The 23,717-nt window shown below is 67.1% G+C and carries 25 protein-coding genes and 1 tRNA gene; 12 read left to right on the top strand and 14 right to left on the bottom strand.

Annotation, left to right across the window (positions count from 1 at the left end; all coding sequences use genetic code 11):
- Nucleotides 1–2 precede the first annotated feature (2 nt).
- On the top strand, nucleotides 3–935 hold the full coding sequence (locus INQ48_23370; GenBank protein QRF56275.1) for a dimethyl sulfoxide reductase anchor subunit: 933 nt from the start codon (nucleotides 3–5) through the stop codon (nucleotides 933–935).
- 13 nt (nucleotides 936–948) lie between these two features.
- Here INQ48_23370 and INQ48_23365 read toward each other — a convergent pair whose 3' ends face one another.
- A complete protein-coding gene (locus INQ48_23365) occupies nucleotides 949–1,221 on the bottom strand; it encodes a hypothetical protein (GenBank protein QRF56274.1) in 273 nt (90 codons plus the stop codon).
- A gap of 174 nt (nucleotides 1,222–1,395) precedes the next feature.
- On the opposite strand from INQ48_23365, the gene INQ48_23360 reads away from it, so the two are divergent.
- Entirely contained in the window at nucleotides 1,396–2,151 is a 756-nt protein-coding gene (locus tag INQ48_23360) for a helix-turn-helix transcriptional regulator (GenBank protein ID QRF56273.1), read from the top strand.
- Between the two features lie 67 nt (nucleotides 2,152–2,218).
- On the opposite strand, the gene INQ48_23355 is transcribed toward INQ48_23360, so the two are convergent.
- The 4 genes from INQ48_23355 to INQ48_23340 all read right to left on the bottom strand — a co-directional run bounded on the left by INQ48_23355 (nucleotide 2,219) and on the right by INQ48_23340 (nucleotide 6,344).
- A complete protein-coding gene (locus INQ48_23355) occupies nucleotides 2,219–3,715 on the bottom strand; it encodes a carboxylesterase family protein (protein QRF56272.1) in 1,497 nt (498 codons plus the stop codon).
- Nucleotides 3,716–3,893: 178 nt separating this feature from the next.
- Complete coding sequence (locus tag INQ48_23350; GenBank protein ID QRF56271.1) at nucleotides 3,894–4,349, bottom strand: GNAT family N-acetyltransferase; 456 nt, start codon at nucleotides 4,347–4,349, stop codon at nucleotides 3,894–3,896.
- 10 nt (nucleotides 4,350–4,359) lie between these two features.
- Entirely contained in the window at nucleotides 4,360–5,316 is a 957-nt protein-coding gene (locus INQ48_23345) for a phosphate acetyltransferase (protein ID QRF56270.1), read from the bottom strand.
- A gap of 17 nt (nucleotides 5,317–5,333) precedes the next feature.
- Nucleotides 5,334–6,344, bottom strand: a complete 1,011-nt coding sequence (locus INQ48_23340; protein ID QRF56269.1) for a LacI family DNA-binding transcriptional regulator — start codon at nucleotides 6,342–6,344, stop codon at nucleotides 5,334–5,336.
- A 170-nt stretch (nucleotides 6,345–6,514) separates the two neighbouring features.
- Between INQ48_23340 and INQ48_23335 the strand changes: the two genes are divergently transcribed.
- From INQ48_23335 to INQ48_23325, 3 genes are all read left to right on the top strand, one after another.
- Nucleotides 6,515–7,789 carry an extracellular solute-binding protein gene (locus INQ48_23335; GenBank protein ID QRF56268.1) on the top strand — a complete coding sequence of 425 codons (1,275 nt, stop codon included), beginning with the start codon at nucleotides 6,515–6,517 and terminating at the stop codon, nucleotides 7,787–7,789.
- Nucleotides 7,790–7,924: 135 nt separating this feature from the next.
- The gene (locus INQ48_23330; GenBank protein ID QRF60857.1) at nucleotides 7,925–8,746 is read left to right on the top strand and encodes a sugar ABC transporter permease; all 822 of its coding nucleotides are present in this window, start codon (nucleotides 7,925–7,927) and stop codon (nucleotides 8,744–8,746) included.
- A 5-nt stretch (nucleotides 8,747–8,751) separates the two neighbouring features.
- Complete coding sequence (locus tag INQ48_23325) at nucleotides 8,752–9,585, top strand: carbohydrate ABC transporter permease (protein ID QRF56267.1); 834 nt, start codon at nucleotides 8,752–8,754, stop codon at nucleotides 9,583–9,585.
- A 115-nt stretch (nucleotides 9,586–9,700) separates the two neighbouring features.
- Here INQ48_23325 and INQ48_23320 read toward each other — a convergent pair whose 3' ends face one another.
- Nucleotides 9,701–10,537: a hypothetical protein gene (locus INQ48_23320; protein ID QRF56266.1), complete on the bottom strand. Its 837-nt coding sequence runs from the start codon at nucleotides 10,535–10,537 to the stop codon at nucleotides 9,701–9,703.
- Between the two features lie 117 nt (nucleotides 10,538–10,654).
- On the opposite strand from INQ48_23320, the gene INQ48_23315 reads away from it, so the two are divergent.
- The 4 genes from INQ48_23315 to INQ48_23300 all read left to right on the top strand — a co-directional run bounded on the left by INQ48_23315 (nucleotide 10,655) and on the right by INQ48_23300 (nucleotide 13,086).
- Nucleotides 10,655–11,371, top strand: a complete 717-nt coding sequence (locus INQ48_23315; GenBank protein ID QRF56265.1) for an NAD-dependent deacylase — start codon at nucleotides 10,655–10,657, stop codon at nucleotides 11,369–11,371.
- 208 nt (nucleotides 11,372–11,579) lie between these two features.
- The gene (locus tag INQ48_23310) at nucleotides 11,580–12,062 is read left to right on the top strand and encodes a type VI secretion system tube protein Hcp (GenBank protein ID QRF56264.1); all 483 of its coding nucleotides are present in this window, start codon (nucleotides 11,580–11,582) and stop codon (nucleotides 12,060–12,062) included.
- Nucleotides 12,063–12,330: 268 nt separating this feature from the next.
- Complete coding sequence (locus INQ48_23305; GenBank protein ID QRF56263.1) at nucleotides 12,331–12,570, top strand: hypothetical protein; 240 nt, start codon at nucleotides 12,331–12,333, stop codon at nucleotides 12,568–12,570.
- 243 nt (nucleotides 12,571–12,813) lie between these two features.
- Nucleotides 12,814–13,086, top strand: coding sequence for a hypothetical protein (locus INQ48_23300; protein QRF60856.1), 273 nt, complete (start codon nucleotides 12,814–12,816; stop codon nucleotides 13,084–13,086).
- Here INQ48_23300 and INQ48_23295 read toward each other — a convergent pair.
- A complete protein-coding gene (locus INQ48_23295) occupies nucleotides 13,064–13,396 on the bottom strand; it encodes a hypothetical protein (GenBank protein QRF56262.1) in 333 nt (110 codons plus the stop codon). The two genes, INQ48_23300 and INQ48_23295, sit on opposite strands and share 23 nt — an antisense overlap.
- Before the next feature lie 257 nt (nucleotides 13,397–13,653).
- Here INQ48_23295 and INQ48_23290 point away from each other — a divergent pair, with 257 nt between their 5' ends.
- A complete protein-coding gene (locus INQ48_23290; GenBank protein QRF60855.1) occupies nucleotides 13,654–14,487 on the top strand; it encodes an HNH endonuclease in 834 nt (277 codons plus the stop codon).
- A gap of 26 nt (nucleotides 14,488–14,513) precedes the next feature.
- Here INQ48_23290 and INQ48_23285 read toward each other — a convergent pair whose 3' ends face one another.
- The 7 genes from INQ48_23285 to INQ48_23255 form a co-directional block, all read right to left on the bottom strand.
- Complete coding sequence (locus tag INQ48_23285) at nucleotides 14,514–15,002, bottom strand: DUF4124 domain-containing protein (protein QRF60854.1); 489 nt, start codon at nucleotides 15,000–15,002, stop codon at nucleotides 14,514–14,516.
- Between the two features lie 78 nt (nucleotides 15,003–15,080).
- A tRNA-Thr gene (locus INQ48_23280) sits at nucleotides 15,081–15,156 on the bottom strand.
- Nucleotides 15,157–15,181: 25 nt separating this feature from the next.
- Nucleotides 15,182–16,195 (bottom strand): class 1 fructose-bisphosphatase, encoded by a 1,014-nt coding sequence (locus INQ48_23275; GenBank protein QRF56261.1) that lies wholly within the window; start codon nucleotides 16,193–16,195, stop codon nucleotides 15,182–15,184.
- Between the two features lie 43 nt (nucleotides 16,196–16,238).
- Nucleotides 16,239–18,956, bottom strand: coding sequence for an aminopeptidase N (gene pepN, locus INQ48_23270; protein QRF56260.1), 2,718 nt, complete (start codon nucleotides 18,954–18,956; stop codon nucleotides 16,239–16,241).
- Nucleotides 18,940–19,626: an HAD family phosphatase gene (locus tag INQ48_23265; GenBank protein QRF56259.1), complete on the bottom strand. Its 687-nt coding sequence runs from the start codon at nucleotides 19,624–19,626 to the stop codon at nucleotides 18,940–18,942. The genes pepN and INQ48_23265 overlap by 17 nt, the downstream gene beginning before the upstream one ends.
- Before the next feature lie 60 nt (nucleotides 19,627–19,686).
- Nucleotides 19,687–20,791, bottom strand: a protein-coding gene (prfB, locus tag INQ48_23260; protein QRF56258.1) for a peptide chain release factor 2 whose coding sequence is annotated in 2 segments (ribosomal slippage) — nucleotides 19,687–20,709 and nucleotides 20,711–20,791 — 1,104 coding nt in all. Because the reading frame shifts where the segments join, the coding sequence is not laid out codon by codon here.
- A 228-nt stretch (nucleotides 20,792–21,019) separates the two neighbouring features.
- Nucleotides 21,020–21,841 carry a MetQ/NlpA family lipoprotein gene (locus INQ48_23255; protein QRF56257.1) on the bottom strand — a complete coding sequence of 274 codons (822 nt, stop codon included), beginning with the start codon at nucleotides 21,839–21,841 and terminating at the stop codon, nucleotides 21,020–21,022.
- A 286-nt stretch (nucleotides 21,842–22,127) separates the two neighbouring features.
- Between INQ48_23255 and INQ48_23250 the strand changes: the two genes are divergently transcribed.
- Entirely contained in the window at nucleotides 22,128–23,021 is an 894-nt protein-coding gene (locus tag INQ48_23250; GenBank protein QRF56256.1) for an ATP-binding cassette domain-containing protein, read from the top strand.
- Nucleotides 23,014–23,676: an ABC transporter permease gene (locus INQ48_23245; GenBank protein ID QRF56255.1), complete on the top strand. Its 663-nt coding sequence runs from the start codon at nucleotides 23,014–23,016 to the stop codon at nucleotides 23,674–23,676. Before INQ48_23250 ends, INQ48_23245 begins: the two co-directional genes overlap by 8 nt.
- Nucleotides 23,677–23,717 lie beyond the last annotated feature (41 nt).

Raw genomic sequence — 23,717 nt, 5'->3', positions numbered from 1 at the left:
GCATGCATCCCGCCTTCTCGATCCTCTTCTTCACCACGCTGGCCGGCGCCGCGCAGGGCCTGGTGGCCGCGCTCGCGCTGGCCGTGCTGTTCGGCCTCGGGCTGTCGCCGGGCTTCCTCGGCAGCGCGCTGGCGCTGGCCGAAGTGCTGCTGGTCGCGGGCCTCGCGGCCTCGTTCATGCACCTGGGCCGCAAGACGCGCGCCTGGCGCGCGGTGCTGATGTGGCGCACCTCGTGGATGTCGCGCGAGGTGATCGTGCTGCCGGCCTTCATCGCGCTGGTCGCGCTGTGGTGGCTCGCGCTGCGGCTCGAGGTCGTGGCGCCCTGGTCGGTGCTGCTGCCCGTGCTCGTGCTGGGGGGCGCCGTCGCACTCTGGTACTGCACCGCGATGATCTACGCCTGCCTGCGCTTCATCCAGGAATGGGCGCATCCGCTGACCATCGCCAACTTCATGCTGATCGGGTTGTCGTCGGGCCTGGTGCTGGCCTGCGCGCTCGCGGCAGGGGCCGGCGAGGTGCGCTTCGTGCAGGCCTTCGGCCCATGGGCGCTGGCCCTCACGCTCGTGGCCTGGGCCGTGCGTGCGTTCAGCCTGCGCCGCAATGCGCGGCTGCGCCCACGCTCCACCCTGCAGTCGGCCACGGGCATCCGCACGCACAAGCTGGTGCAGAAGTCGATGGGCATGTCGGCGGGCTCGTTCAATACGCGCGAGTTCTTCCATGGCGCCTCGCAGCTCGCGCTGCGCCAGGTCAAGCTGGGCTTCCTGCTGCTGGCCTTCGCGCTGCCCGCGCTGCTGCTGGCCTGGGGCCTCGCGAGCGCGGCCGCGCTCCCCTGGCTGCTCGCGGTGCTGGTGCAGGCGCCGGGCTTGCTGGCCGAGCGCTGGTTCTTCTTCGCGCAGGCGCGGCATCCGCAGAACCTGTACTACCAGGTCGTGTCGTAGCCGCGGCGACTGCTTACTGTGTGCCGGTCTGGCTCTGGCCGCCGCCACCACCATTGCCGGTGACGCCGCCCACGCCCGCCGTGCCGCCGCCGCCCGGGCTCGCGGCTTGCGAACTCGGCGCGGGCTGCGTCATGCCCTGCGAGCCCGCAGTCGCGGCGTCATTGCGGCGATGCGACATGACGTTGTAGCCCGCCACCAGCAGCAGCACCACGATCACCGCGCCAATGGCCCAGCGGAACACCCGCTTGTTGTCGCGCTCGTCGTTTCTGGCCTGTTCGATTCTCATGGTCGCTTCCTTTCGAAGATGCCTGGAACGACTTCAAGTTGCAATGCCACGCGCGGGCCGCCTGTCGGACGGCGGCGCGCACGCATGCAGGCGCTAGGGTTAGCACGCTGGCCGGATGCCGGGTGGTGATGCAAAAACACGCGTTGCATTCCGAACGACAGGTTGCCCCCTCCGATGACCGACCACCTGTATTTCTTCAGTGCGAATTCCTACGTCTACGCCTCGCGCAAGGACGACTTCCCCGCCACCTCCAGACCCCACGCGGTGCTGCTGTTCTCCGTCGACGGCACGCCGCTCACGCTGCGCACGCCGCGCGGTCAGTTCGTGGGCGGCGCGATCGCGGTGGCGCCGCAGACGTTGCGCACGCTGAGCATGTCGAACGCGGGCCTGGTGAGCATCAACCTGCCGCCCTCGTCGCCGTTCTTCAGCGCCTTCAGCAGCATCGTGCCGCCGGGCGCGCACGTGCTCGAGCGCAAGGCCTTCAGGCTCTTCGACGGCTTCCTCGCCGGCATGCACGAGGGCGCGCGCAAGCCCGCGCAGGCCGAGGAGATCTTCCACGACCTGGTCACGACGGCGGTCGAGCAGCTGCCGCGCGCGCAGCGCATCGACACGCGCGTGCTCGAGGTGCTGCGCTACCTCGACGAGGCGCCCGAGGCCACGCTGGTCGAACTCGCGCGTGCCTTCGAGCTGTCGCCGCACCGCATGTCGCACCTGATCTCCGATTCGCTCGGGCTGTCGTTCCGTGCCTACCAGGCCTGGCGCAAGCAGGTGCGCGTGTGCAAGCTCCTGTACTCGGGCCGCTCGCTCACCGACATCGCGCACGAGGCGGGCCTGAGCGACTCGGCGCATCTCTCGCACTTCTACCGGCACTGGTACGGGCAGAGCCCGTCGTACTCGCGCGATCGCGAGTCGGTGAAGTTCTTCTCCTGAACGCGCCCACCCAAAAAGCCGCCGCGGGGCGAAACCCGCGGCGGCTGTCTTCTTCATGGCGGCGCGTTCAGCGCGGCATCTGCTTCGTCGTCACGGTCGAGAAGCCGGTCTTCACGATCGAGGGAATGCCGATGTCGAGGTACTGGTCGGCATCGTCGTACTTCGGCCAGGTCACGCCGACCTTGGCGACGTTGGGATCGCCCGTGGTGGCGAAGCGGGTCCACATGCTCATCACCTCGTCGCTGAGCTTGTGGTCGCGATCGCTCACGCCCGGGTCGGCCGGAATGTCGGGGCTCGCGGGCAGCAGCGAGGTGCCGTAGATGCGCCCGACCGTGGCGAGCGAGCCGTACTGGTAGGACACCTCGAGCCCGTGGTAGGCCGCCACGCCCGCATTGGCCCAGTTCACCGGCACGTGCGTGAAGATGTAGGTGTAGATCGGTGACTTCTGCACCTTCACCATCTGCTTGAGGAAGTTGCCGCGCAGCGGGTTGGCGGCCGTGATCTCGGCGCCGCCGTTGCCCACCATGAAGGGCACGTCGCTGTGCTTGTTGTCGAGGATCAGGTTGCCGATGGTGTCGGGCAGCGACCAGTCGTCGACCGTGAAGGCCGTGGTGTAGCCGCTGCCGCTCGCGAACGAGGCGGCGACGATGTCCTGCCACGGCTTCTTGCGCAGCGCGTCGATGTCGGCCGCGCCCACCTTGGCCATCAGCTTCACGCCGTACTGCTCGGTCTGCGCGAGCGGCGTGCCGGCGGTGGTCCAGCCGGCTTCGGCGATGGCGCGGTGGAACAGCCCCTTGGCCAGCGGCGAGGCCACGAGCCAGTTGGTCTTCATGCCGCCGCCCGAGTGGCCCCAGATGGTGACGTTGCCCGGATCGCCACCGAAGCCCTCGATGTTCGCCTGCACCCACTCGAGCGCCGCGATCAGGTCGAGCTGGCCGTAGTTGCCCGAGGACTTGTGGGTCGACTCGGCCGTGAGCGCCGGATGCGCCATGTAGCCGAGCGCGCCGATGCGGTGCTGTACCGTGACCGACACCACGCCGTGGTTGGGCAGGTTCGGCAGGTTGTCGCTCGCGCGGTTCACCGAGCCGGTGGTGAGGCCGCCACCATGGAACAGCACCATCACCGGCAACTTCTCGCCTTTCTTCTTCGCGGGCGTCGTGATGTTGAGGCGCAGCACGTCCTCGCCCATGCCCGACTCGGGCACGGCGTCGTACACGGGCGAGGCGGGGAAGGGCTGCGGCGCCATCTTGCTGTAGCTGTTGGCGGCATACACGCCGTCCCACGCGGCCGGCGGCTGCGGCGGTTTCCAGCGCAGGTTGCCGACCGGCGGCGCGCCGTAGCGGATGCCCTTGTACTGGTGCACCTGCGTGTCGCCTTCGCCGACCGTGCTGCCCGACACCTTGCCCGAGGCGGTCTGGATCGGATCGGCGTAGGCGTTCGCATCCACCGCGGGTGGCGGTGGATTGCCGCCGTCGCCCGAGGGCGGTGGCAGCGGAATGAATCCGCTGCCGCCACCACCACCGCCGCCGCATGCCACCAGGCCCGCGCTCAATGCGAAGGCCATGAGCCACTTCATCCCCGTACCTCTGTCCTGACGTTTCATGTCTCCACACCTGGTTGTTGAGTGAGTCGGCATCGTAGGAACGCGGGTGCGCGCACGCTTGTACCGAGATGCTGTGCTGACGCTGGCGCGACAACAGCAACTCGGTACAAGCGCGAGCGATGGGAACGTGCTTGAGTGTCTACGCGTGGAGCGTCTTCTGCATGAAGACGCTGAGCGGGTCGTCGGCGTAGCTGCCGAAGGGACCGCGCCGCTCGTAGCCGAGCGATGCATAGAGGGCGATGGCCTCGGGCTGGAAGGGGCCTGTTTCGAGCTGGAGCAGCTGGCAGCCCGCGGCGATGGATGCGGACTCCAGTGCCTGGAGCAGCCGGCGCGCGATGCCCCGGCCCCGGAACTCGGGCGCGACGTACATGCGCTTGATCTCGCCCTGCGCGGCGCCGAGCACCACCGCGCCGCAACCGATGGCCCGCCGCGTGTCATCACGTGCGACGAAGAACAGCACGTTGGATCGCTTCAACGACGCGAGGTCGAGCAGGTGCCGGCTCTCCGGCGGATAGAGCGTGTCCTGGTAGGCATCGAGCTCGGCGATCAGGGCGATCACCTCGGGCTGGTCGGGCGATTCGGGCGCGATGGTCATGGGCCGAAGGCTAACCCACGGCCTTGATGAGCCGGTCGCGCCCCGCCTTCGCGAGCATCGACGCGACGGCGCACGAGGCCAGCCGCGCCGCTTCCGAATCGGCGCGGCTCGTGAGGATCACCGGCACCCTGGTGCCGAGCACGATGCCGGCCGCATAGGCACCGCCGAGGAAGGTGAGGCTCTTCGCGAGCATGTTGCCGGCATCGAGGTCGGGCACGATCAGCACGTTGGCGCGGCCCGCCACGGGCGAGACGATGCCCTTGATGCGCGCGGCCTCGGCGTCGATCGCGTTGTCCATCGCGAGCGGGCCGTCGAGCTGCGCGCCCGTGATCTGGCCGCGGTCGGCCATCTTGCAGAGCACGGCCGTGTCGAGCGTGGAGGGCACCTTGGCGTTGACCGTTTCGGTGGCCGACAGGATGGCCACGCGCACGGCCGGCATCAGCAGCGCATGCGCGAGGTCGATCGCGTTCTGCACGATGTCGACCTTCTCCTCGAGCGTGGGCGCGATGTTGATCGCCGCGTCGGAGATGACCAGCGGCTGCGCATGGCCGGGCACGTCCATCACGAAGCAATGGCTGATGCGCCGCGAGGTGCGCAGGCCGCCTTCGCGGCGTACCACCGCGCCCATCAGCTCGTCGGTGTGCAGGCTGCCCTTCATCAATGCATCGACCTCGCCGCGCAGGGCCATCGCCACGGCCGCGTCGGCCGCGGCATGGCTGTGCGGCGCATCGACGATGGCAATGCCCGAGAGGTCGATGCCGATCTCGCGCGCCGCCGCTTCGATCTTCGCGCGCGGGCCCACCAGCGTGGGCGCGATCAGGCCCAGCGCGGCCGAGGCGAGCGCGGCCTCGAGCGACACGGCATTGGCCGGATGCACCACCGCCACGCGCAGCGGCGGCAGGCCGCGCGCGGTGGCGATCAGGCGGTCGTAGTGCGGATGCGTGGCGGTCGGTGTCGGCGAGCTCATGCGGGATTCCTTCTCTCTCAGCGTGCCGGCGCCGCGGTGGAGCGGCGCACGATCAGTTCGGCGGGCAGCGTGACGCGCGTGGTGCCGGCGCCGACGCCGGCGATCTGCGCCAGCAGCGTGCTGACCGCGGCACGGCCCATGTCGGCCAGCGGCTGGCGCACGGTCGTGAGCGCGGGGTGCACCTGGGCCGCGGCGGCGACGTCGTCGAAGCCCACCACCGAGACGTCCTCGGGGATCCGCAGCCCATGCTCCTGGAACACGCCCATCAGGCCGAAGGCGCTGAGGTCGTTGGCGGCGAAGACGGCGCTGGGACGTCGAGGCAGCGCGAGCAGCTGGCGTGCCGCGTTGCGGCCGCCCTCGAAGTCGTACTCGCCGGGCACCACCAGCGCCGGGTCGCGCTCCAGTCCGTGCACCGCGATCGCGTCGTCGTAGGCGCGGCGCCGCTCGAGCGCGGACTCGAACTTCTCGGCGCCGGCGACGAAGGCAATGCGGCGGTGCCCGAGTTCGGCCAAGTGCTTCATCGCGGCGCGCGCGCCGCCGTAGCTGTCGGACGCGACGCAGGGCAGCTCGCCCGGCTCGCCGGGGCTGTCGATCATCACCACCGGGAAGCGCTCCGCCGCCATCTCGGCCATCGGGTCGAGCCGGTACGGCAGCAGCGCCACCAGCCCCTCGGTGGACTGGCGCAGCAACTGCAGCACCTCGGCGGAGGGCGGCCGCTCGTTCGGGCCGCGCGAATAGACCAGCACCTCGATGCCGGCGGCGGCCGCCGTTTCGACCACGCTGGCGACGATGTCGCCGACGAAGGGATGATTCAGGCGCGTGGCGATCAGTCCGATGAGGCGGGGGCGCCCACCGGACTTGGGGGCGGCCCGGTGACCCTCGTAGCCGAGTTCGGAAGCGACTTTCAGCAGAGCGTCGCGGGTCTGGGAGGAAACGCCGGGCTGGTTGTTGACGGCCCGCGAAGCGGTCATGACCGACACGCCGGCTGCCGCCGCGATGTCGGCCAAGGTGATGTGGGTCCGCGCCATGTGCTGGAAGTGAAGCGTTGTACTGGGAGCATCATAACGTTCAGGTAACGTTCTTCTGTAACGTTATTCACGGTTTCGCTATAGATTACATGGTATTTCCCAGCATTGAGATAATTAACGTTAACAATATCGTTATGACGTCTCGATCTTCTTCAGGAGTGGGCAAGGCAATGAAACCTCGGTCTGTCGCCGGCGGCTGGGCCATCTCCGCTGGTTGCATCTTCGGCTACGTCGCGGCGCAGGGCGCGCCGGTCATCACGGCCTGGGACATCCAGACCCAGCCTGGCGTCTCGCGGGTGCTGCAGGACGCCGGCAAGCGCTTCGAGAGCAGCCATGCCGGCTACACGGTGCAGCGCTCGCCGATCGCCAACGAGGCCTACAAGGTCAAGCTCAAGATCGCCTTCGGCGCCAACCAGCCGCCGTGCGTGTTCGCCAACTGGGGCGGTGGCCTGCTGCGCGAGTACGTGAAGGCCGGGCAGGTGCTCGATCTCTCGCCCTACCTGGCGCGGGACGAGGCCTTCCGCGCGCGCTTTCTTCCGCGGGCCTTCGACGCCACCACCTTCGACGGCAAGGTCTACGGCCTGCCCGGCGAGGAGACCTCCGCGGCCGTCGTCTTCTACAACGCCGAGCTCTTTCGCCGCCACGGGCTGAAGCCGCCGCGCACCTGGCCCGAGCTGATGGCGCTGGTCGGTACGCTCAAGGGGCTGGGCATCGCGCCCTTCGCGCTGGCCAACAAGTCGAAGTGGCCCGGCTCGATGTACTTCATGTACCTGGTCGACCGCATCGGCGGCCCCGACACCTTTCGCAAGGCGGCGGCGCGCACGGGCGGGGAGGGCTTTGCCGCGCCGGCCTTCGTCGAGGCCGGCCGCTACCTGCAGGAGCTGGTGAAGGCGGGTGCCTTCGCGCCGGGCTTCAACGGGCTCGACCACGACACCGGCGCCTCGCGCCGGCTGCTCTATGCGGGCAAGGCCGCGATGACGCTGATGGGCAGTTGGGAGCTCGGCAACATGCAGAACGAGAACCCGGCGTTCCGCAAGAAGGTCGACTTCTTTCCCTTTCCCACCGTGCCGAACGGCAAGGGCGCGAGCGATGCCGTCATCGGTTCGATCGGCACCAACTTCTACAGCATCTCCAGCGCCTGCAAGTCGCCCGAGGCCGCGTACGCGCTGATCAAGACCATGGTCGACGACGAAGCCGTGCGGGCCCGGCTGGCCAACAGCCGCATGGTGCCGGTCAAGGGGCTGAAGGTCGCCGATCCGCTGCTGCAGCGGTTGATGAGCACGGTGGTGAGCGCGCCGTCGGTGCAGCTGTGGTACGACCAGGAACTGCCGCCGCAGCTCGCCGAGTTGCACAAGGACACGGTGCAGGCGCTGTTCGGTCTTTCGATGACCCCCGAGCAGGCCGCGCTCAAAATGGAGGCGCTGGCGGCGCGGATGCCGCGCTGAGCACCGGCCCGTGACCGGCCAGGAGCCTTCATCGTGAATTCGCGCGTCACCGTCCTCGCACCGACGCCGCGGCGCCGCACCGCGCTGGCGCGGCGGCTCGCGCCGGTGGTGTTCCTGGCGCCGGCCGTGCTGCTGATGCTCGTGTTCCTGGTCTATCCGCTCGTCGACAGCTTCCGTCTCTCGCTGTTCGAGTGGAACGGCCTGGGCGCAGGCCGCGTCTTCGTCGGCCTCGGCAACTGGGCCGAACTGCTGCACGACACGCAGTTCCGGCACGCGCTGCGCAACAACCTGCTGCTCGCATTGCTCTCGGTGCTGATCCAGTTGCCCATCGCGCTCGCGCTGGCCCTGCTGCTCGAGCGCGCGGGCCGTGGTTCGCAGTGGCTGAAGATCCTCTACTTCCTGCCGCTGCTGTTCTCCAGCGTCGCGCTGGGCGTGGTCTTCAAGAACATCCTCGATCCCAACTTCGGCCCGCTCAACGCGCTGCTGCAGGCCATCGACCTGCCATGGCTGGCGCAGGACTGGCTCGGCGACACGCGCCTGGCCCTGCTGTCCGTGGCGCTCGTGGTCTGCTGGCAGAACATCCCGTTCCACATGATCCTGTTCATGGCCGGCCTGGCCTCGTTTCCGCGCGAACTCGCCGAGGCCGCGCGCCTCGACGGCGCGCGCCCGGCCAAGGTGTTCTGGACGATCCAGCTGCCCTGGCTGCGCGGCACCCTCCGCGTCGCCGCGATGCTCGCCGTGATCGGCTCGCTGCGCTACTTCGACCTGGTCTATGTGATGACCGGCGGCGGCCCCGAAGGCGCCTCGGAATTGATGGCGACCTACATGTACCGCACCGTGTTCTCGTCCTACCGGCTCGGCTACGGCAGCACCATCGCCTCGGCCATGTTCCTGGTCGTGACCTTGATCGCCGCGCTCGGCCTGCGCCTGACGCGGCGCTTCGCGACCCCGGTGTGACATCGATGCTCGCTCGCTCTCGTGCCCCGACACGCGGCCTGGTCTGGCTGCTGGCCCTGGCCTGGCTCGCGGTCACGCTGCTGCCGATCGCCTTCATGCTGCTGACCAGCCTCAAGTCGCAACAGGACATGTTCTCGGGCAGCCTCTGGGCGTGGCCCGAGCGCTTCGACTGGAGCCACTACCTGTCGGTGCTGCGCGGCGGCTATGCGGGCTATCTGCGAAACAGCCTGCTGGTGGTCGGCGCCTCGGTGCTGCTGGTGATCGCGGCGTCGACGATGGCGGCCTATGCGCTCGCGCGCCTGCGGTTTCGCTTCAACCATGCGCTGCTCGGGCTGATCGTCGCGGCGATGGTGGTGCCGCTGCACGTCACGCTGGTGCCGGTCTATCTGATGACGCGCAACCTCGGCCTCTACGACACGCTGTTCGCGCTGATCGGTCCCTACGTCGCCACCAGCCTGCCGGTGTCGATCGTCATCCTGACCGAGTTCATGCGCCAGATCCCGCGCGAACTCGAGGAGGCCGCCGAGATCGACGGCAGCGGTCCGTTCGCGATCTTCGGGCAGATCTTCCTGCCGCTGTCCGGCCCCGGCATCGCCACGGTGGCGATCTACAACGGCATCCACCTGTGGACCGAATTCATCTTCGCCTACGTGCTCACCAGTTCGCCCGGCATGCGCACCCTGCCGTTGGCGCTGTGGGACTACCAGGGCGAGTTCTCGTCGAACATCCCCGCGATGCTCGCGGTGGCGACGCTCACCTCGCTGCCCTTGCTGGCGGCCTATGCGATCGGGCAGGAGCGGATCGTCAAGGGAATGATGGCGGGCGTGCTCAAGGGCTGAGGCGGGCCCGCGCTCGCGAGGCCTGAAAGGGCGATGCAGACCTCGAGCGTCGCCCGGTCGAAAATTTCTTAGATCGGCAGGAGGTTGCACGTTCGAGTCGTGCACGTGGGGCAATTCATGCGGCCCGGGCCGGCTCGCGCACCAGCGCCCGCGCCACCCGCCATGCCATCCACAACAGCGCGATCGGCAGCACCACCGTCTGCAGCGCGAACAGCGCGATCAGCTTCACGATGCGCTCGGCCCAGTCCGAGGCCGAGCGGATGATCTGGTCGTAGGTGGCCTTGAGGTTCGGCAGCTTCGGCAGCCAGCGTTCGATGCGTTCCTTCCAGCCCTCCTGCGCATTGGGCTGCGCCTCCTGCGTGGTGTCGACCACGGCGGCCGGAGACTTCTCGATCAGCGCGAGCGCCGACTGGTACTCGTCGGCCATGAAGACGCGGTACAGAGCCTCGTTGGCCATGGCCGACAGCGGCACCGCGAAGCGCACCAGCAGCAGCCCGATCAACAGCGACTGCAGCCAGCGCGGCGAACGACCGCTGTGCCAGCGCCAGGCGATCCATGCCAGTGCCACAGCGCAGACCAGCACCGACATGTACGCATGCGCGCCGATCTTGAGCAGCACGAGCTGGATGCCGAAGGACACGCTGGCCGCCAGCATGATGGCCGCGAACTGTTCGATCAGTTCGTTGAGCGGCTTGAGCGCCTGGCCCGGCGCGAGGCTCACGCCGATGCCGCCGGGCGTGGCGTCGACCTGCGTGCCTTGCGCCACCGACACCACCGCGCCGAGCGCGCGTGCGGCGGCGAAGGTGGTGAGGGCGCGCTTGAGTCCGTCCTCGACCTGTGCGCGCGCGGGTGTGTCGATCGGCGCGACCCAGCAACCGAGGAGCACCACGAGGGCGACGGCGAGAAGGTAGAAGCGCTGCAGCGGTCGGGTCGAAGGGGTGGTGCGGTTCATGGCGTGTGTGGAGGTGCGTGTGCGGCCGGTGCGAGGGCGCCGCGGCGTGCTTCTGGCATTCTCACGGCGAGCGTTCGATGCCGTCGTGCTCTTCTTGTTCCCCTCGGAGTCCTCTTCATGACAACCACCGTTCAACCCCGCAAGATCGTCGTGCTCTCGGGCTCGGGCGTGAGCGCCGAAAGCGGCCTGCCCACCTTCCGCGATGCCAACGGCCTGTGGAACAACCACCCGTGGCAGGAGCTCGCGAGCCCCGAGGGCTGGCAGCGCCATCCCGAGACCGTGCAGGCCTTCTACAACGAGCGCCGCCAGAAGGCCTGGGCGGCCCAGCCCAATGCGGCGCACGCGGCCATCGCCTCGCTCGAGCCGGCCTACGAGGTGGTCATCGTCACGCAGAACGTCGATGCGCTGCACGAGCGCGCGGGCTCCACGCAGGTGCTGCACATCCATGGAGAGCTCGCGTATGCGCGCGGTACTTCGCCCCGTCGTCATCGCTATCGCATCGACGGCGCGCCGATCGAGATGGGCCGGCTGTGCGAAGACGGCACGCAACTGCGGCCCGATATCGTGTGGTTCGGCGAATCGGTGCAGCATTTCGACGAGGCGCTGATGCACGTCACCACCGCCGCGCGCGTGCTGGTGGTGGGCACCTCGCTCGCGGTGCAACCGGCCGCCTCGCTCGCGCGCTATGCGCACCAGAGTGCCGAGAAGGTGCTGGTGTCGCTCGAGATGGAGCAGGTGCCGCGCGGCTTCGTCTTCATGCGCGGCAAGGCGACCGAGCAGGTGCCGGCGCTCGTCGCGCGCTGGCTCGCGGAGGCGCAGCGAACCGGCAACTAGCTGTCGCCAACGCAGGCCCGTCATCGTGAGATGACGGGCTTTTTTGTGTCGCCTCGTTTCGGCCTTCGCGCGCAAAGCCCCTGAAAGAATCGATTGGTCTTCAGGTTCCGAGCGCGTAGTGCTTTTTTCGCCGTGACCTTCTGCACTGGCGAGCCCGTCGCGCTTCACCTACCGTTCGGGCGGTTTCAACGCAACACGGGAGCAGCTCATGGCGGTAGACATGTTCATGCGCGTCGAAGGCGCGAATGGTGAATCGAAGGACGCGAACCACAAGGACTGGACGGACATCAGGTCCTTCGCATGGGGCGCGACCCAGCCCGGCAACATGGTCAGCGGTGGCGGTGGCGGCGTGGGCAAGGCCAGCTTCAACGACCTGCAGGTGCTCGCGCGCATCGACAAGGCGGCACCGGCCGTGCTGAAGAACTGCGCCAGCGGCAAGCACCTGAGCAAGGTGGAAGTGTCGGTATGCAAGGCCGGCGGCTCGCAGATCGAATACACGCGCGTGACGCTCGAGGAAGTGCTGGTCACCTCGGTGCAGTACACGGCCGAGCAGGGCAGCGACGCGGTGTTCGTGCAGTACGCGTTCCAGGCCGCCAAGGTCAAGCAGCAGTACTGGGAACAGACCGACAAGGGCGGCAAGGGCGCCGAAACCCAGCTCGGCTGGAACATCAAGGAAAACAAGGAAGCCTGAGCACCGCGCGTGCAGGCCGGCGTGCGTGGCGCGCCGGCGAAACTTTGCAGGGCACCTCGCCAATCTGCAAGGCAACCACGGCCAGTCTTCTCGAAGAACAACGCGTCGAAGGGCGCGTTCCATCCGGGCGGAACCAGGAATGAATCCACGGGCCGGAAAGCCGCCAGGCACAGGGGGCTCGGATATCGAGGCCGCGCGCGAGAGCCTGCGCAACAACTAGAACGACGAGATCGAAGGCACCTTCTGCCACGCGCTGTTCAAGGACCGCGTGTTCGACGAGGCCCTGCTCGTGCCGCTCATCGCCGACATCGAATGCGTGCTGGGCCAGGACGAGGTGAGCCCCGAGGACCGCCGGCTCGCGCACTGGGTGATGCTGGGCATGTTGCGCTGTCTGTTCTCGCACTTCGATGCGAACGATCTCTACAGGATCGAGAACCTCGATGCGGAGGTTTATGGGCGGTGGAGTGGGGATTACTTCGAGCGGTTTCGGGCGTTGATGTCGCGCTGAGTTGCGCGCTTGTCACGACCGCGCCAACCAAATCGCCGGGTCCACAATTGTTCACCCCAAGGGCCTAGCCTGGTCCTCGTTCTCTCCCTACATTCCAAGGGGTCACGCCCCGCGCAAGCTCCCCTAGCAAGCGCAAAGGCGAGGCACAAAAGGCGACGGCCGAGGTGCGCTAACACCCCGGCCGTCTAACCAAGTGACGTGCACATCTTTGGAAAGGCAGCACACCAAATGGCTGAAGAGATTATGGCCGGCGCCCCCGCGCCCTCCGCGTTCATCCCGCCCACCACGCCGGATGCATTCGATCTACTCGAGAACAAGTTGTCCCAACTGCATGCGCTGCTGAGCAGTTGCTACGGCATGGGCAGCGAATGGTTCGAGGAGATAGGCCCGCGGCGGCGCGACATGATGTTGTGGATCGCCAGCGACCTCACACGCGACGCTGAATGCCTGCTGCAGGAGGTGGCGCCTCAGGTCCTTCGCGGCCCGGGCGCGCTCAGCAGCCCAGGCGCTGCTTGATCTCACGCAAACGCAGCGATTGGGCCGAGACAAATTCCGGCCCCGAATCTTCTTTGGATGCACCGCGATAGCTGATCGGCCCGATGTCGTCGTTCGACGCGCGTGGCCCCGTGTGGCAGGCCGGCGTGCAGTATCGGCAGCCGTTGACTTGCCGATAGAACGCCCGCGCCGTCTGCATCGCCGAACGGCAGTCCTCGTGCCAGTCGAGCGACAGCGTGTTCACCGGATGCGGCCAAAAAATGCACCCCTGTGCGTGTACCTCATGGTCGCCATTGAGTTGTGCGGTCTTGTTGACGCAGTACTGTGGCATTTCGATCCTCTTGGCCCCTTTGCTTGGGAGGATCGTAGGAGGGCGAGGCGGAGAGGTGAACGTCACTCCGGGTGATTGACATTTGTCGCGGGAGTGTTCACGAACCTTAGCGTCAAGCGGGCTTGAGGTACGCGACCGCAATGCCTCAAGGGGAAGATGCGTAGGGGGCCTCGAGGTTGGAAAGGTTTAGTTAACGTATATTCATAAACGTTATCAACCTTCTCTGCCACGAGTCGCCGCCGTAGAAAGACGTGTCTGTGCCCGATCCAAGCCATGTGTCGCCGTCTTTTGTGATCGGTGAAATCTACGACCGACGATCGGAGCTTCACAAGCCGTATGGCGGCGGCTGGCAAAGTGGCATCTCATCGTCTTCGCTCTATCCGTTGATCTTTTTGTTCGCAGGGCATAGCGGTACCCGTCATGGGTACGCTGATCACCCCGAGGACGACGGCACGTTTCTCTATACGGGCGAGGGACAGCGCGGTGACATGAAGATGACGCGTGGCAACCTAGCGATCCTGCAGCACTCAATGAACGCGAAGGCGCTCCATCTCTTCCGCACGTTGAAGAAGGGGGCGCAGCGTTACGTCGGCGAGTTTGTCTATGGCGGGCACGAGTGGATCGTGAAGCCAGACACGGATGGCTTGGATCGAAATGCGATTGTGTTCAGGCTGGTGCCAATTGGCCATCTGGAGCATCGAGAACTCCTGGATGAGATCGATGCGTCGGAGGATCTCTCGTTGGAAGAGGCACGACGCAGAGCGATTGCTGCTGCCAAGGTCGATGGCTCGATCAACAGTAAGAGTGGATCGCGGGCGGTCTATGAACGCAGCCGCACGGTTCGAGACTACGTTCTGTTGCGCGCCGCCGGGTGCTGCGAGCTCTGTGAGCAGCCCGCGCCGTTCAAACGGAAGGGCGGGGATCACTACTTGGAACCCCACCACACCACCCGCGTTTCAGATGGCGGTCCTGACCATCCTCGATTCGTCGCGGCGCTTTGCCCGACGTGCCACCGTGAAGTGCACTACGGTGAGCACGCCAAGCTGAAAAACGATGGGTTGGTCGAGAAACTGCGCACCATCGAGCCTTAGTGGGAGTCTCGATGCACTTGCAGTGCTCAGCACTTCAAGTTGAAAAAGCGCTTGCGCGCCTTGTAGAGCTCTACGTCTGCTTTGGGTTTTGCCTCTCCAGTCGCACGACTTGCGTCGGCTTCCAGGGCGGTCAGTTGTCGATCAAGATGGCTGCACTGCGCCTGATCGCCCGCCGGAAGGTGCACGCGGCGGCGTGCAACGTTCATCTCTTCGTGTGAGCGCCCGTGCAAGGGGCGCAGAGCCTTGTCGAACTGTCGATGAAACTCATCTTGCTGAACTTCGCGGCCCTTGCGAGAGCTCCCGCCCATCTTGTCCATGCCTTGGGTCGGCGTTGCGTCGATGACTTTGGCGCCTACACAGGGAGCGTCTGAGTAGGAGACTTTGCCGTTTGCCTCGCATCGGTAGACCTTGGGCTGGGCGTAAGCCGGCGAAGCGCTGAGCAGATGCAGGGCGACGGCGATGACACCGACGAGGCGCTTGCTCTTGGGCAAGGAGGTGTGAAACACGCGCGTCATATGAATCGAGCGACGAGACATGAGGCTGCCACAAGGAAAAAAGCCCCGCTATCTTTTCAATAGCGGGGCTTTTTAGATTGGTGCCGGAGAGATGAATCGAACACCCGACCTTCTCATTACGAATGAGCTGCTCTACCGACTGAGCTACACCGGCGAAGCCTGCGATTATAGCCAGGTTTTCAGGGCTTTTGAGCGTGGTACTGCGTCAGGCGCTCGACTTCGTTTCGCGAACCCAACATCACGCTGACGCGCTCGTGCAGCTTGGTGGGCTGAAGGTCCAGGATGCGCTGCTTGCCGTTGGTGGCGGCGCCGCCAGCCTGTTCCACCAGCCAGCTCATGGGGTTGGCCTCGTACATCAGGCGCAGCTTGCCGGCCTTCTCGGGCTCGCGCTTGTCCCAGGGGTACAGGAACACGCCGCCGCGCATCAGGATGCGGTGCACGTCGGCCACCATGCTGGCGATCCAGCGCATGTTGAAGTCCTTGCCGCGCGGGCCTTCCTTGCCGGCCAGGCATTCGTCGATGTAGCGCTTCACGGGCTCGTCCCAGTGGCGCATGTTGCTCATGTTGATCGCGAATTCCTTGGTGTCGGGCGGAATCTGGATGTCTTCCTGCGTCAGCACGAAGCTGCCCTGCTCGCGGTCGAGGGTGAACATGGCGACGCCGTTGCCTACGGTCAGCACGAGGGTGGTCTGCGGGCCGTAGATGCAGTAGCCGGCCGCCACCTGCTGGGTGCCGGCCTGAAGGAAGTCGCCCTCCTGCACGCCGGGGTGCTCGTCGGGCTTCTTGAGCACGCTGAAGATGGTGCCGATGCTGACGTTGACGTCGATGTTGCTGCTGCCGTCGAGCGGGTCGAACATGAGCAGGTACTCGCCTTGCGGGTAGCGGTTGGGCACGACGTAGATGCTGTCCATCTCCTCGCTGGCCATGGCGGCGAGGTGGCCGCCCCATTCGTTGGCCTCGATCAGGACCTCGTTGGCGATGATGTCCAGCTTCTTCTGGATCTCACCCTGCACGTTCTCGCTCTCGGCGGTGCCGAGCACGCCGCCCAGGGCGCCCTTGTTGACGGCCTGGCTGATGCTCTTGCAGGCACGGGCCACCACTTCGAGCAGCAGCCGCAGCTGGCCGGGGATGAGGCCGTCGGCGCGCTGCTGTTCGACGAGGTAGCGGGTGAGGGAAATCTTCTGTTGAGCCATGAGGGTTCTTCTGTTTCTCTTCGATGCGTTGCGGTGGTGCCGGTCAGCTGCCGGCCAGGGCGCGGGTCACGACCTCGTGGGTGTCCTTGCTCAGGTCGGGCTTGGCGGCCACGCGCGCGATGGCTTCGCGCGCGGCGCTGCGGTAGGGCTCGGCGAGCTTGCTCCAGCGGTCGAGGGCGCGCGCGAGGCGGGCGGCCACCTGGGGGTTGAGGGCGTCGAGCTCGATGACGCGCTCGCTCCAGAACACGTAGCCGGCGGCGTCGGGGCGGTGGAAGGCACCGGGGTTGGCGCTGCAGTAGCTGAAGATGACGCTGCGCGCGCGGTTGGGGTTCTTCAGCGAGAAGTCGGGGTGCTTCATGAGCTGCTTCACCAGCGGCAGGATGTCGCCGCCGCGGTCGCTGGCGCCGGCCTGCAGCGAGAACCACTTGTCGATGACCAGGGCCTCGTTCTTGAACAGGGCATGGAAGCGCGCGAGCGCCTGCGCGGCCAGGGTGTGGCCCGACGAGACGAGGGCGTTGAGCGCGTTGAAGCGGTCGGTCATGTTGCCCGCGTCCTTGAAGCGCTGCAGGGTCTTGCCGGGCCAGACGGTGTCGCCCGAGGAGCGCGCGGCCAGGCACAGGAAGTTGAGCGCCATGCCGGCCAGGGCGCGGCGGCCCGAGCTCAGCGGATCGGGGCTGTAGGCGCCGGTGTCGTGGTGCGCCTCGTAGGCCTGCTGCCAGTCGCCGAAGAGGGCGGTGGCGAGCTGGGCGCGCATGGCTTCGCGCACGAGGTGCACGCGCTGCGGATCGACCACGTCGAGCTGCTCGGCGATGTAGGTATCCGACGGCAGGGTGAGCACCAGCTCCTTGAAGGCAGGGTCGAGCTGCGGATGGCGCAGCACGCTGCGCATGGCCTCGAGGTAGGCCTCGCCGAGCACCGGGGTGGTGTCGGTGGCCAGCGCGGCGATGCCCTGCAGCGCGGCGCGCAGGCCGAGGCGCTGGCCGGCTTCCCAGCGGTTGAAGGGATCGGGGTCGTTGGCCAGCAGGGTCAGCAGCTGGGCGTCGCTGTATTCGAAGTCGAGGATCACCGGCGCGCTGAAGCCGCGCAGGATCGAGGGCACGGGCTCGGCGTCGAGGTTGGTGAAGGTGAACTGCTCGCCGGCGCGCGACAGCACCAGGGTGCGGGTGCCGGCGCTGCCTTCGGCCTCGCCCTCGAGCTGCACGGGCAGCTCGCGGCCGCTGGCGTCGAGCAGGCCGAGGTTGAGCGGAATGACGAACGGGTCTTTGTTGGGCTGGCCCGGGGTGGGCGGGCAGCTCTGCAGCACGCTCAGGGTGTAGCTGCGGTTGGCGCTGTCGTACACGCCGCTGGCCTTCAGGCGCGGGGTGCCGGCCTGGCTGTACCAGCGCTTGAACTGGGGCAGCAGGCGCGCGAGTTCGGAGTCGGGGTTGGCGTCGGCGATGGCCTGGGCGAAGTCGTCGCAGGTCACGGCCTGGCCGTCGTGGCGCTCGAAGTAGAGGGTGATGCCCTTCTCGAAGCCCTTGCGGCCCACCAGGGTCTGCATCATGCGAACGACCTCGGCACCCTTCTCGTAGATGGTGACGGTGTAGAAGTTGCTGATCTCGATGTAGCTGTCGGGCCGCACCGGGTGGGCCATGGGGCCGGCATCTTCGGGGAACTGGGCGGTGCGCAGCACGCGCACGTCCTCGATGCGCTTGACGGCGCGCGCCGAGGCGTCGGCGCACAGGTCCTGGCTGAATTCCTGGTCGCGGAAGACGGTGAGGCCTTCCTTCAGCGAGAGCTGGAACCAGTCGCGGCAGGTCACGCGGTCGCCCGACCAGTTGTGGAAGTACTCGTGGCCGACGACGCTCTCGATGTTGCCGTAGTCGGCGTCGGTGGCGGTGGCCTGGTTGGCCAGAACGTACTTCGTGTTGAAGATGTTCAGGCCCTTGTTCTCCATGGCGCCCATGTTGAAGTCGCTGGTGGCCACGATCATGAAGCGGTCGAGGTCCAGCGGCAGGCCGAAGCGGGCCTCGTCCCACAGCACCGAGTTGATCAGCGAGTTCATCGCGTGCTCGGTCTTGTCGAGGTCGCCGGCGCGCACGTACACCTGCAGCAGGTGTTCCTTGCCGCTGCGCGCCTTGATGCGCTGCTCGCGCGCCACCAGCTTGCCCGCGACCAGCGCGAACAGGTAGCTGGGCTTCTTGAAGGGGTCGACCCACTTGGCGAAGTGGCGGCCCTCGGGCAGGTCGCCGTGCTCGACCAGGTTGCCGTTCGACAGCAGCACCGGGTAGGCGGCCTTGGCGGCGCGCAGGGTGACGGTGTACATCGCCATCACGTCGGGCCGGTCGAGGAAGTAGGTGATGCGGCGGAAGCCCTCGGCCTCGCACTGCGTGAAGAAGGTGTCCTCGCTCACGAACAGGCCCATCAGCTTGGTGTTCTTGATGGGGCAGCAGGTGGTGAAGAGCTCGAGCTCGAAGGAGCCGTCTTCCGCCGAGGGCAGGCCGTCGAGCACGAGCTGGTCGCCTTCCATGCGGAACGAGGCGCCCTGGCCGTTGACCAGCACGCGCGCGAGGTTGAGCTCGTCGCCGTCCAGGCGCAGCGGCTGCGCCGGTACGTCGGGGTTGCGGCGCAGGCGCATGCGGTTGAGCACGCGGGTCTTGGCCGGGTCGAGGTCGAAGGTGAGGTCGACGGTGTCGATCCAGAAGGCCGGCGGTGCGTAGTCTTCGCGGCGGATGGCGTTCGGTGCGGCTTGGGCACCGCTGAAATCAGGCAGCAACGGCATCGAGGGTCTCCAGAAAATTCGAATGGGCGAGTTCGTTGTAGTCGCGCACGGCGGCGATCACGTGGGGGCCGGCGAGTTCGGTGGCGCTGTGGGTGCTGCACACGGCCACGGCGCGCATGCCGCCGCGGCGCGCGGCCTCGATGCCGAAGGGGGCGTCTTCGAACACGATGCAGCGTTCGGGCGCCACGCCGATGCGGCGGGCGGCCTCGAGAAAGATGGCGGGCGTGGGCTTGCCGCTGAAGCCCTCGTCGCCGCCGACGATGGCCAGCGGCAGCGGGTCCATCTTCAGGCGCGACATGGCGAACTCGATGTTGTGGCGGTCGCCGGCCGTGCCCACGGCCACCTTCAGGCCGCGCGCCACGGCGGCCTTGGCGAAGGCGGTGAAGCCGGCCACTTCGGTGAAGTTGTCGGTGAACAGGGCGCGGTAGATCTCTTCCTTCTCGTGCACCATGGCCCGCGCTTCGTCGTCGGCGAGCTCGCGCTCGAACAGCTCGCACATGCTCTCCACGCCGGTGCGGCCCGTGGTGCGGGCGAGGATCTCGCTCACATCGAGGTCGACGCCGTGGCGCCGCGCGAACTCGACCCACGAGCGCGCATGCCAGGGCATGGAGTCGATCATGGTGCCGTCCATGTCGAAGATAAGGGCTTCGACCTTGCCGTTGAGATTCATGCGGGGCTGCGCGGGTGGTTGCGGTGGTGACGAGAAGGAAGGGATGCGACCGGCGAGCGATCAGACGCCCTGCTTGAGCGAGGCTTCGATGAACACGTCGAGGTCGCCGTCGAGCACCTTCTGGGTGGCCGAGATCTCGACGTTGGTGCGCAGGTCCTTGATGCGGCTGTTGTCCAGCACGTAGCTGCGGATCTGGTGGCCCCAGCCCACGTCGGTCTTGCTGTCCTCGAGCTTCTGCTGCTCTTCCTGGCGCTTGCGCATCTCGTGGTCGTACAGGCGCGAACGCAGGCGCTTCCACGCCACGTCGCGGTTGCTGTGCTGGCTGCGGCCGTCCTGGCACTGCACCACGATGCCGGTCGGGATGTGCGTGAGCCGCACGGCCGAGTCGGTCTTGTTGATGTGCTGGCCGCCCGCGCCGCTGGCACGGAAGGTGTCGGTGCGCACGTCCGCCGGGTTGATCTCGATCTCGATGGAGTCGTCGATCTCGGGGTAGACGAAGATGCTCGCGAAGCTGGTGTGGCGCCCGCCCGAGGAGTCGAACGGCGACTTGCGCACGAGGCGGTGCACGCCGGTCTCGGTGCGCAGCAGGCCGAAGGCGTAGTCGCCCTCGACCTTGATGGTCGCGCTCTTGATGCCGGCGGTGTCGCCCGGGGTCTCGTCCTCGAGCTGGATCTTGAAGCCCTTGCGCTCGGCGTACTTGGTGTACTGGCGCAGCAGCATGCTGGCCCAGTCGCAGGCCTCGGTGCCGCCGGCGCCGGCCTGGATGTCGACGAAGGCGTTCAGCGGGTCGGCCGGGTTGTTGAACATCCGGCGGAACTCGAGCTGCTTGATGTCGGCTTCGAGCGTGGCGGCGTCATCGGCGATGGCCTGCAGGCCGTCGACGTCGCCGTCTTCCTTCGACATCTCGTAGAGCTCGGTGTTGTCCGACAGGCCGCTGGTGAGGCGGTCGAGCGTGACGACGACGTCGTCGAGCGACTTCTTTTCCTTGCCCAGCTCCTGGGCCTTCTTGGGGTCGTTCCAGACGTTGGGATCTTCGAGCGATGCGTTGACCGTCCTCAGACGTTCGGCTTTGGCATCGTAGTCAAAGATACCTCCGGAGATCCACCGTCCGCACGCTCAGGTCCGCAAGCGTTGCGCCGATCTGGTTGATTTGTTCTGCGTCCATGGGGTGTCCTGACTGTGTGAGGGGAAACCGACGATTTTCTCATGGACGGGGATGGGGGCCGGCAGAGGCCCTGGATTGCGCCTCGGCGCGCGGGGAATGAGGGCCTGTCTCCTTCCCCCGCTGGGGGAAGGTCGGGATGGGGGCGCCGGGCGGTTGCCCTTGCCCGGCCGATGCACAGGCCCGGTGCCCCCACCCCGGCCCTCCCCCAGAGGGGGAGGGATCAAGTCGTCAGAACGCGGGGACCAATGCGCCCTTGAACTGGGTCTCGATGAAGCTCTTGACCTCGGGCGACTGGTAGGCCGCCACCAGGCGCCTGGCCCAGGGCTTGTCCTTGTCGGCGCGGCGCACGGCGATCAGGTTGGCGTAGGGGCCCTTGGGCGATTCCTTGATGACGGCGTCCTTGTTGAATGAGAGGCCGGCCTTCTCGGCGTAGTCGTTGTTGATCGAGGCGATCGCGAGGTCGTCGAGCGAGCGCGGCAGTTGCGCGGCGTCCAGCGGCACCAGCTTGAGCTTCTTGGGGTTGGTCACCACGTCGAGCGGGGTGGCGGTGTTGTTCTTCACGGCCTCGGGCTTGAGCGTGATCAGGCCGGCCTGCTGCAGCAGCAGCAAGGCGCGGTTGCCGTTCGACGGGTCGTTCTGGATGCCGACCGCGGCGCCCTCGGGCAGCTGGTCGATGCTCTTGAGCTTCTTCGAATAGAAGCCCAGCGGCGCGGTGATGGTCAGGCCCACGGGCACGAGGTCGAAGCCGCGCGCCTTGATCTGGTTGTCGAGGAAGGGCTGGTGCTGGAAGGCGTTGGCGTCGAGGTCGCCGGCCGCGAGCGCGGCATTGGGCAGCTGGTAGTCGTTGAAGACCACGACCTGGACCGTGAGGCCGTCCTTGGCGGCGACCTTCTTCACCACTTCGAAGATCTGCTCGGCGTTGCCGACCGAGATGCCGACCTTGACGGTGTTCTTGTTGTCCTGGGCCTGGGCGCCGCCGGCGATGCCGCCGAGGAGGGAAGCCGCCAGGGTGGCGGCAAGGAGGCCGCGGCGGCGAAGGATGCTGTGCATGGTTGGGGTGGCGCTGTGCGCTCGAAAAAGAAAGGCGCGAATGTGGCAGCAGGCGGGCGCGATGGGAACGAACCAATGCGCATATCCATATGGGGAGCCCCTGCTCGCTTTATGGTGTATGCGGTTGAACGCTGGTGCTTCTTTATGTGGTTTCGGGAATAAGCATCGCCCGATTTGTTCGTTCCCTTTCGAAGCCTTTCTTTTCATACTCGGCACCTTTTTGCGAATCCGTGGCCGATGGTTTTTCCTGGCGGCCGCACGCATCCGTTCCTTGGTTCCCCCAGACATGAGCAACCCATCGTCCGACCCGGCCCGCGGCAGCGCGGAACCGGTCATCCGCCTCCAGTCGGTGCAGAAGTCCTTCGCGCTGCCCAGCGGCGAGGTCTTCGACGCCGTGCATTCGCTGTCGCTCGACATCCAGCAGGGCGACGTGTTCGGCCTGATCGGCAAGAGCGGCGCCGGCAAGTCGACCCTTCTGCGCCTGATCAACCTGCTCGAGCGGCCCGACGCGGGCCGCGTGCTGGTCGGCGGGCGCGACCTCACGACGCTGTCGCGCCGCGAGCTGCGCGACACGCGCCAGAACATCGGCATGATCTTCCAGCAGTTCAACCTGCTGCAGAACGCCACGGTGTTCGACAACGTGGCCTTCCCGCTGAAGATCCACGGCCGCCACTCGCGCGCCGAGATCGATGCCCGGGTGCGCGAATGCCTGGCGCTGGTGGGCCTGTCGGAAAAGATCGACACCTACCCGGCCCAGCTCTCGGGCGGCCAGAAGCAGCGCGTGGCGATCGCCCGCGCGCTGGCGCCGCGCCCGCAGGTGCTGCTGTGCGACGAACCCACCTCGGCGCTCGACAGCGAGACCACGCGCTCGCTGCTCGAGACCCTGCGCGACATCAACCAGAAGATCGGCGTGACCATCGTGATCGTGACGCACGAGCTGTCGGTGGTCGAGGTGCTGTGCCGCAACGTGGCGATCCTCGAGAAGGGCCGGCTGGTCGAGCAGTTCGAGGTCGACGCCGCGCCGAGCGAGGCGCGCAAGACCGCGCTGGGCCGCGAGATCGACGAGCTGGTGCGGCGCCGCGAACGCGATGCACGCGAAGCCCGCGAGGCGGAGCAAGGCGCCTCGGCCGGCGCCCCGATTTCGACGCAACGCAGCGCGCTGGAGGTGGCCTATGTTTGAGAACATCGCCCCCATCCTTCCCGAGCTCTGGGTCGCGACCGGCCAGACCTTCATGATGCTGGCCATCGGCCTGTCGGCCGCGGTGCTGATCGGCGGGCCGCTGGGCATCCTGCTGTTCCTGCTCGGCCCGGGCCAGTCGCTCGCCAACCGGCCCGCGTTCCTGATCCTGAACTGGCTCGTGAACACGGTGCGCTCCTTCCCCTTCATCATCCTGCTGGTGGCGCTGGTGCCGTTCACGCGCGTCATCGCGGGCACCTCGATCGGGCCGCTGGCCGCGGCGGTGCCGCTGTCGTTCGCGGCCATTCCCTATTTCGCGCGGCTGGTCGACCAGTGCCTGCGCGAGGTGCCGCGCGGCGTGATCGAGGCCGCCCATGCGATGGGCGCCTCGGAGCTGCAGATCGTCTGGCGCGTGCTGGTGGTCGAGGCCCGCTCGGGCCTGGTGCTGGCGCTCACGGTGCTCGCGGTGAGCTTCCTCTCCTACTCGGCGATCGCCGGCGTGGTGGGCGGCGGCGGCATCGGCGACCTGGCCATCCGCTACGGCTACTACCGCTTCCAGACCGACGTGATGGTGCTCACCGTGGCGCTGCTCGTGGTGCTGGTACAGATCCTGCAATTCGTCGGCAACACCGCGGCGCGCAGGCTCGACAAGCGTTGATTCGTTTTTTCTCCCGTTCCTTTTCTCTTTCTTTCCTGCAA

Source organism: Variovorax paradoxus, assembly GCA_016806145.1.
Lineage (GTDB): Bacteria > Pseudomonadota > Gammaproteobacteria > Burkholderiales > Burkholderiaceae_C > Variovorax.
Note: the sequence above shows the minus strand (reverse complement) of the source record. Positions and strands in the feature narration are given on the sequence as shown.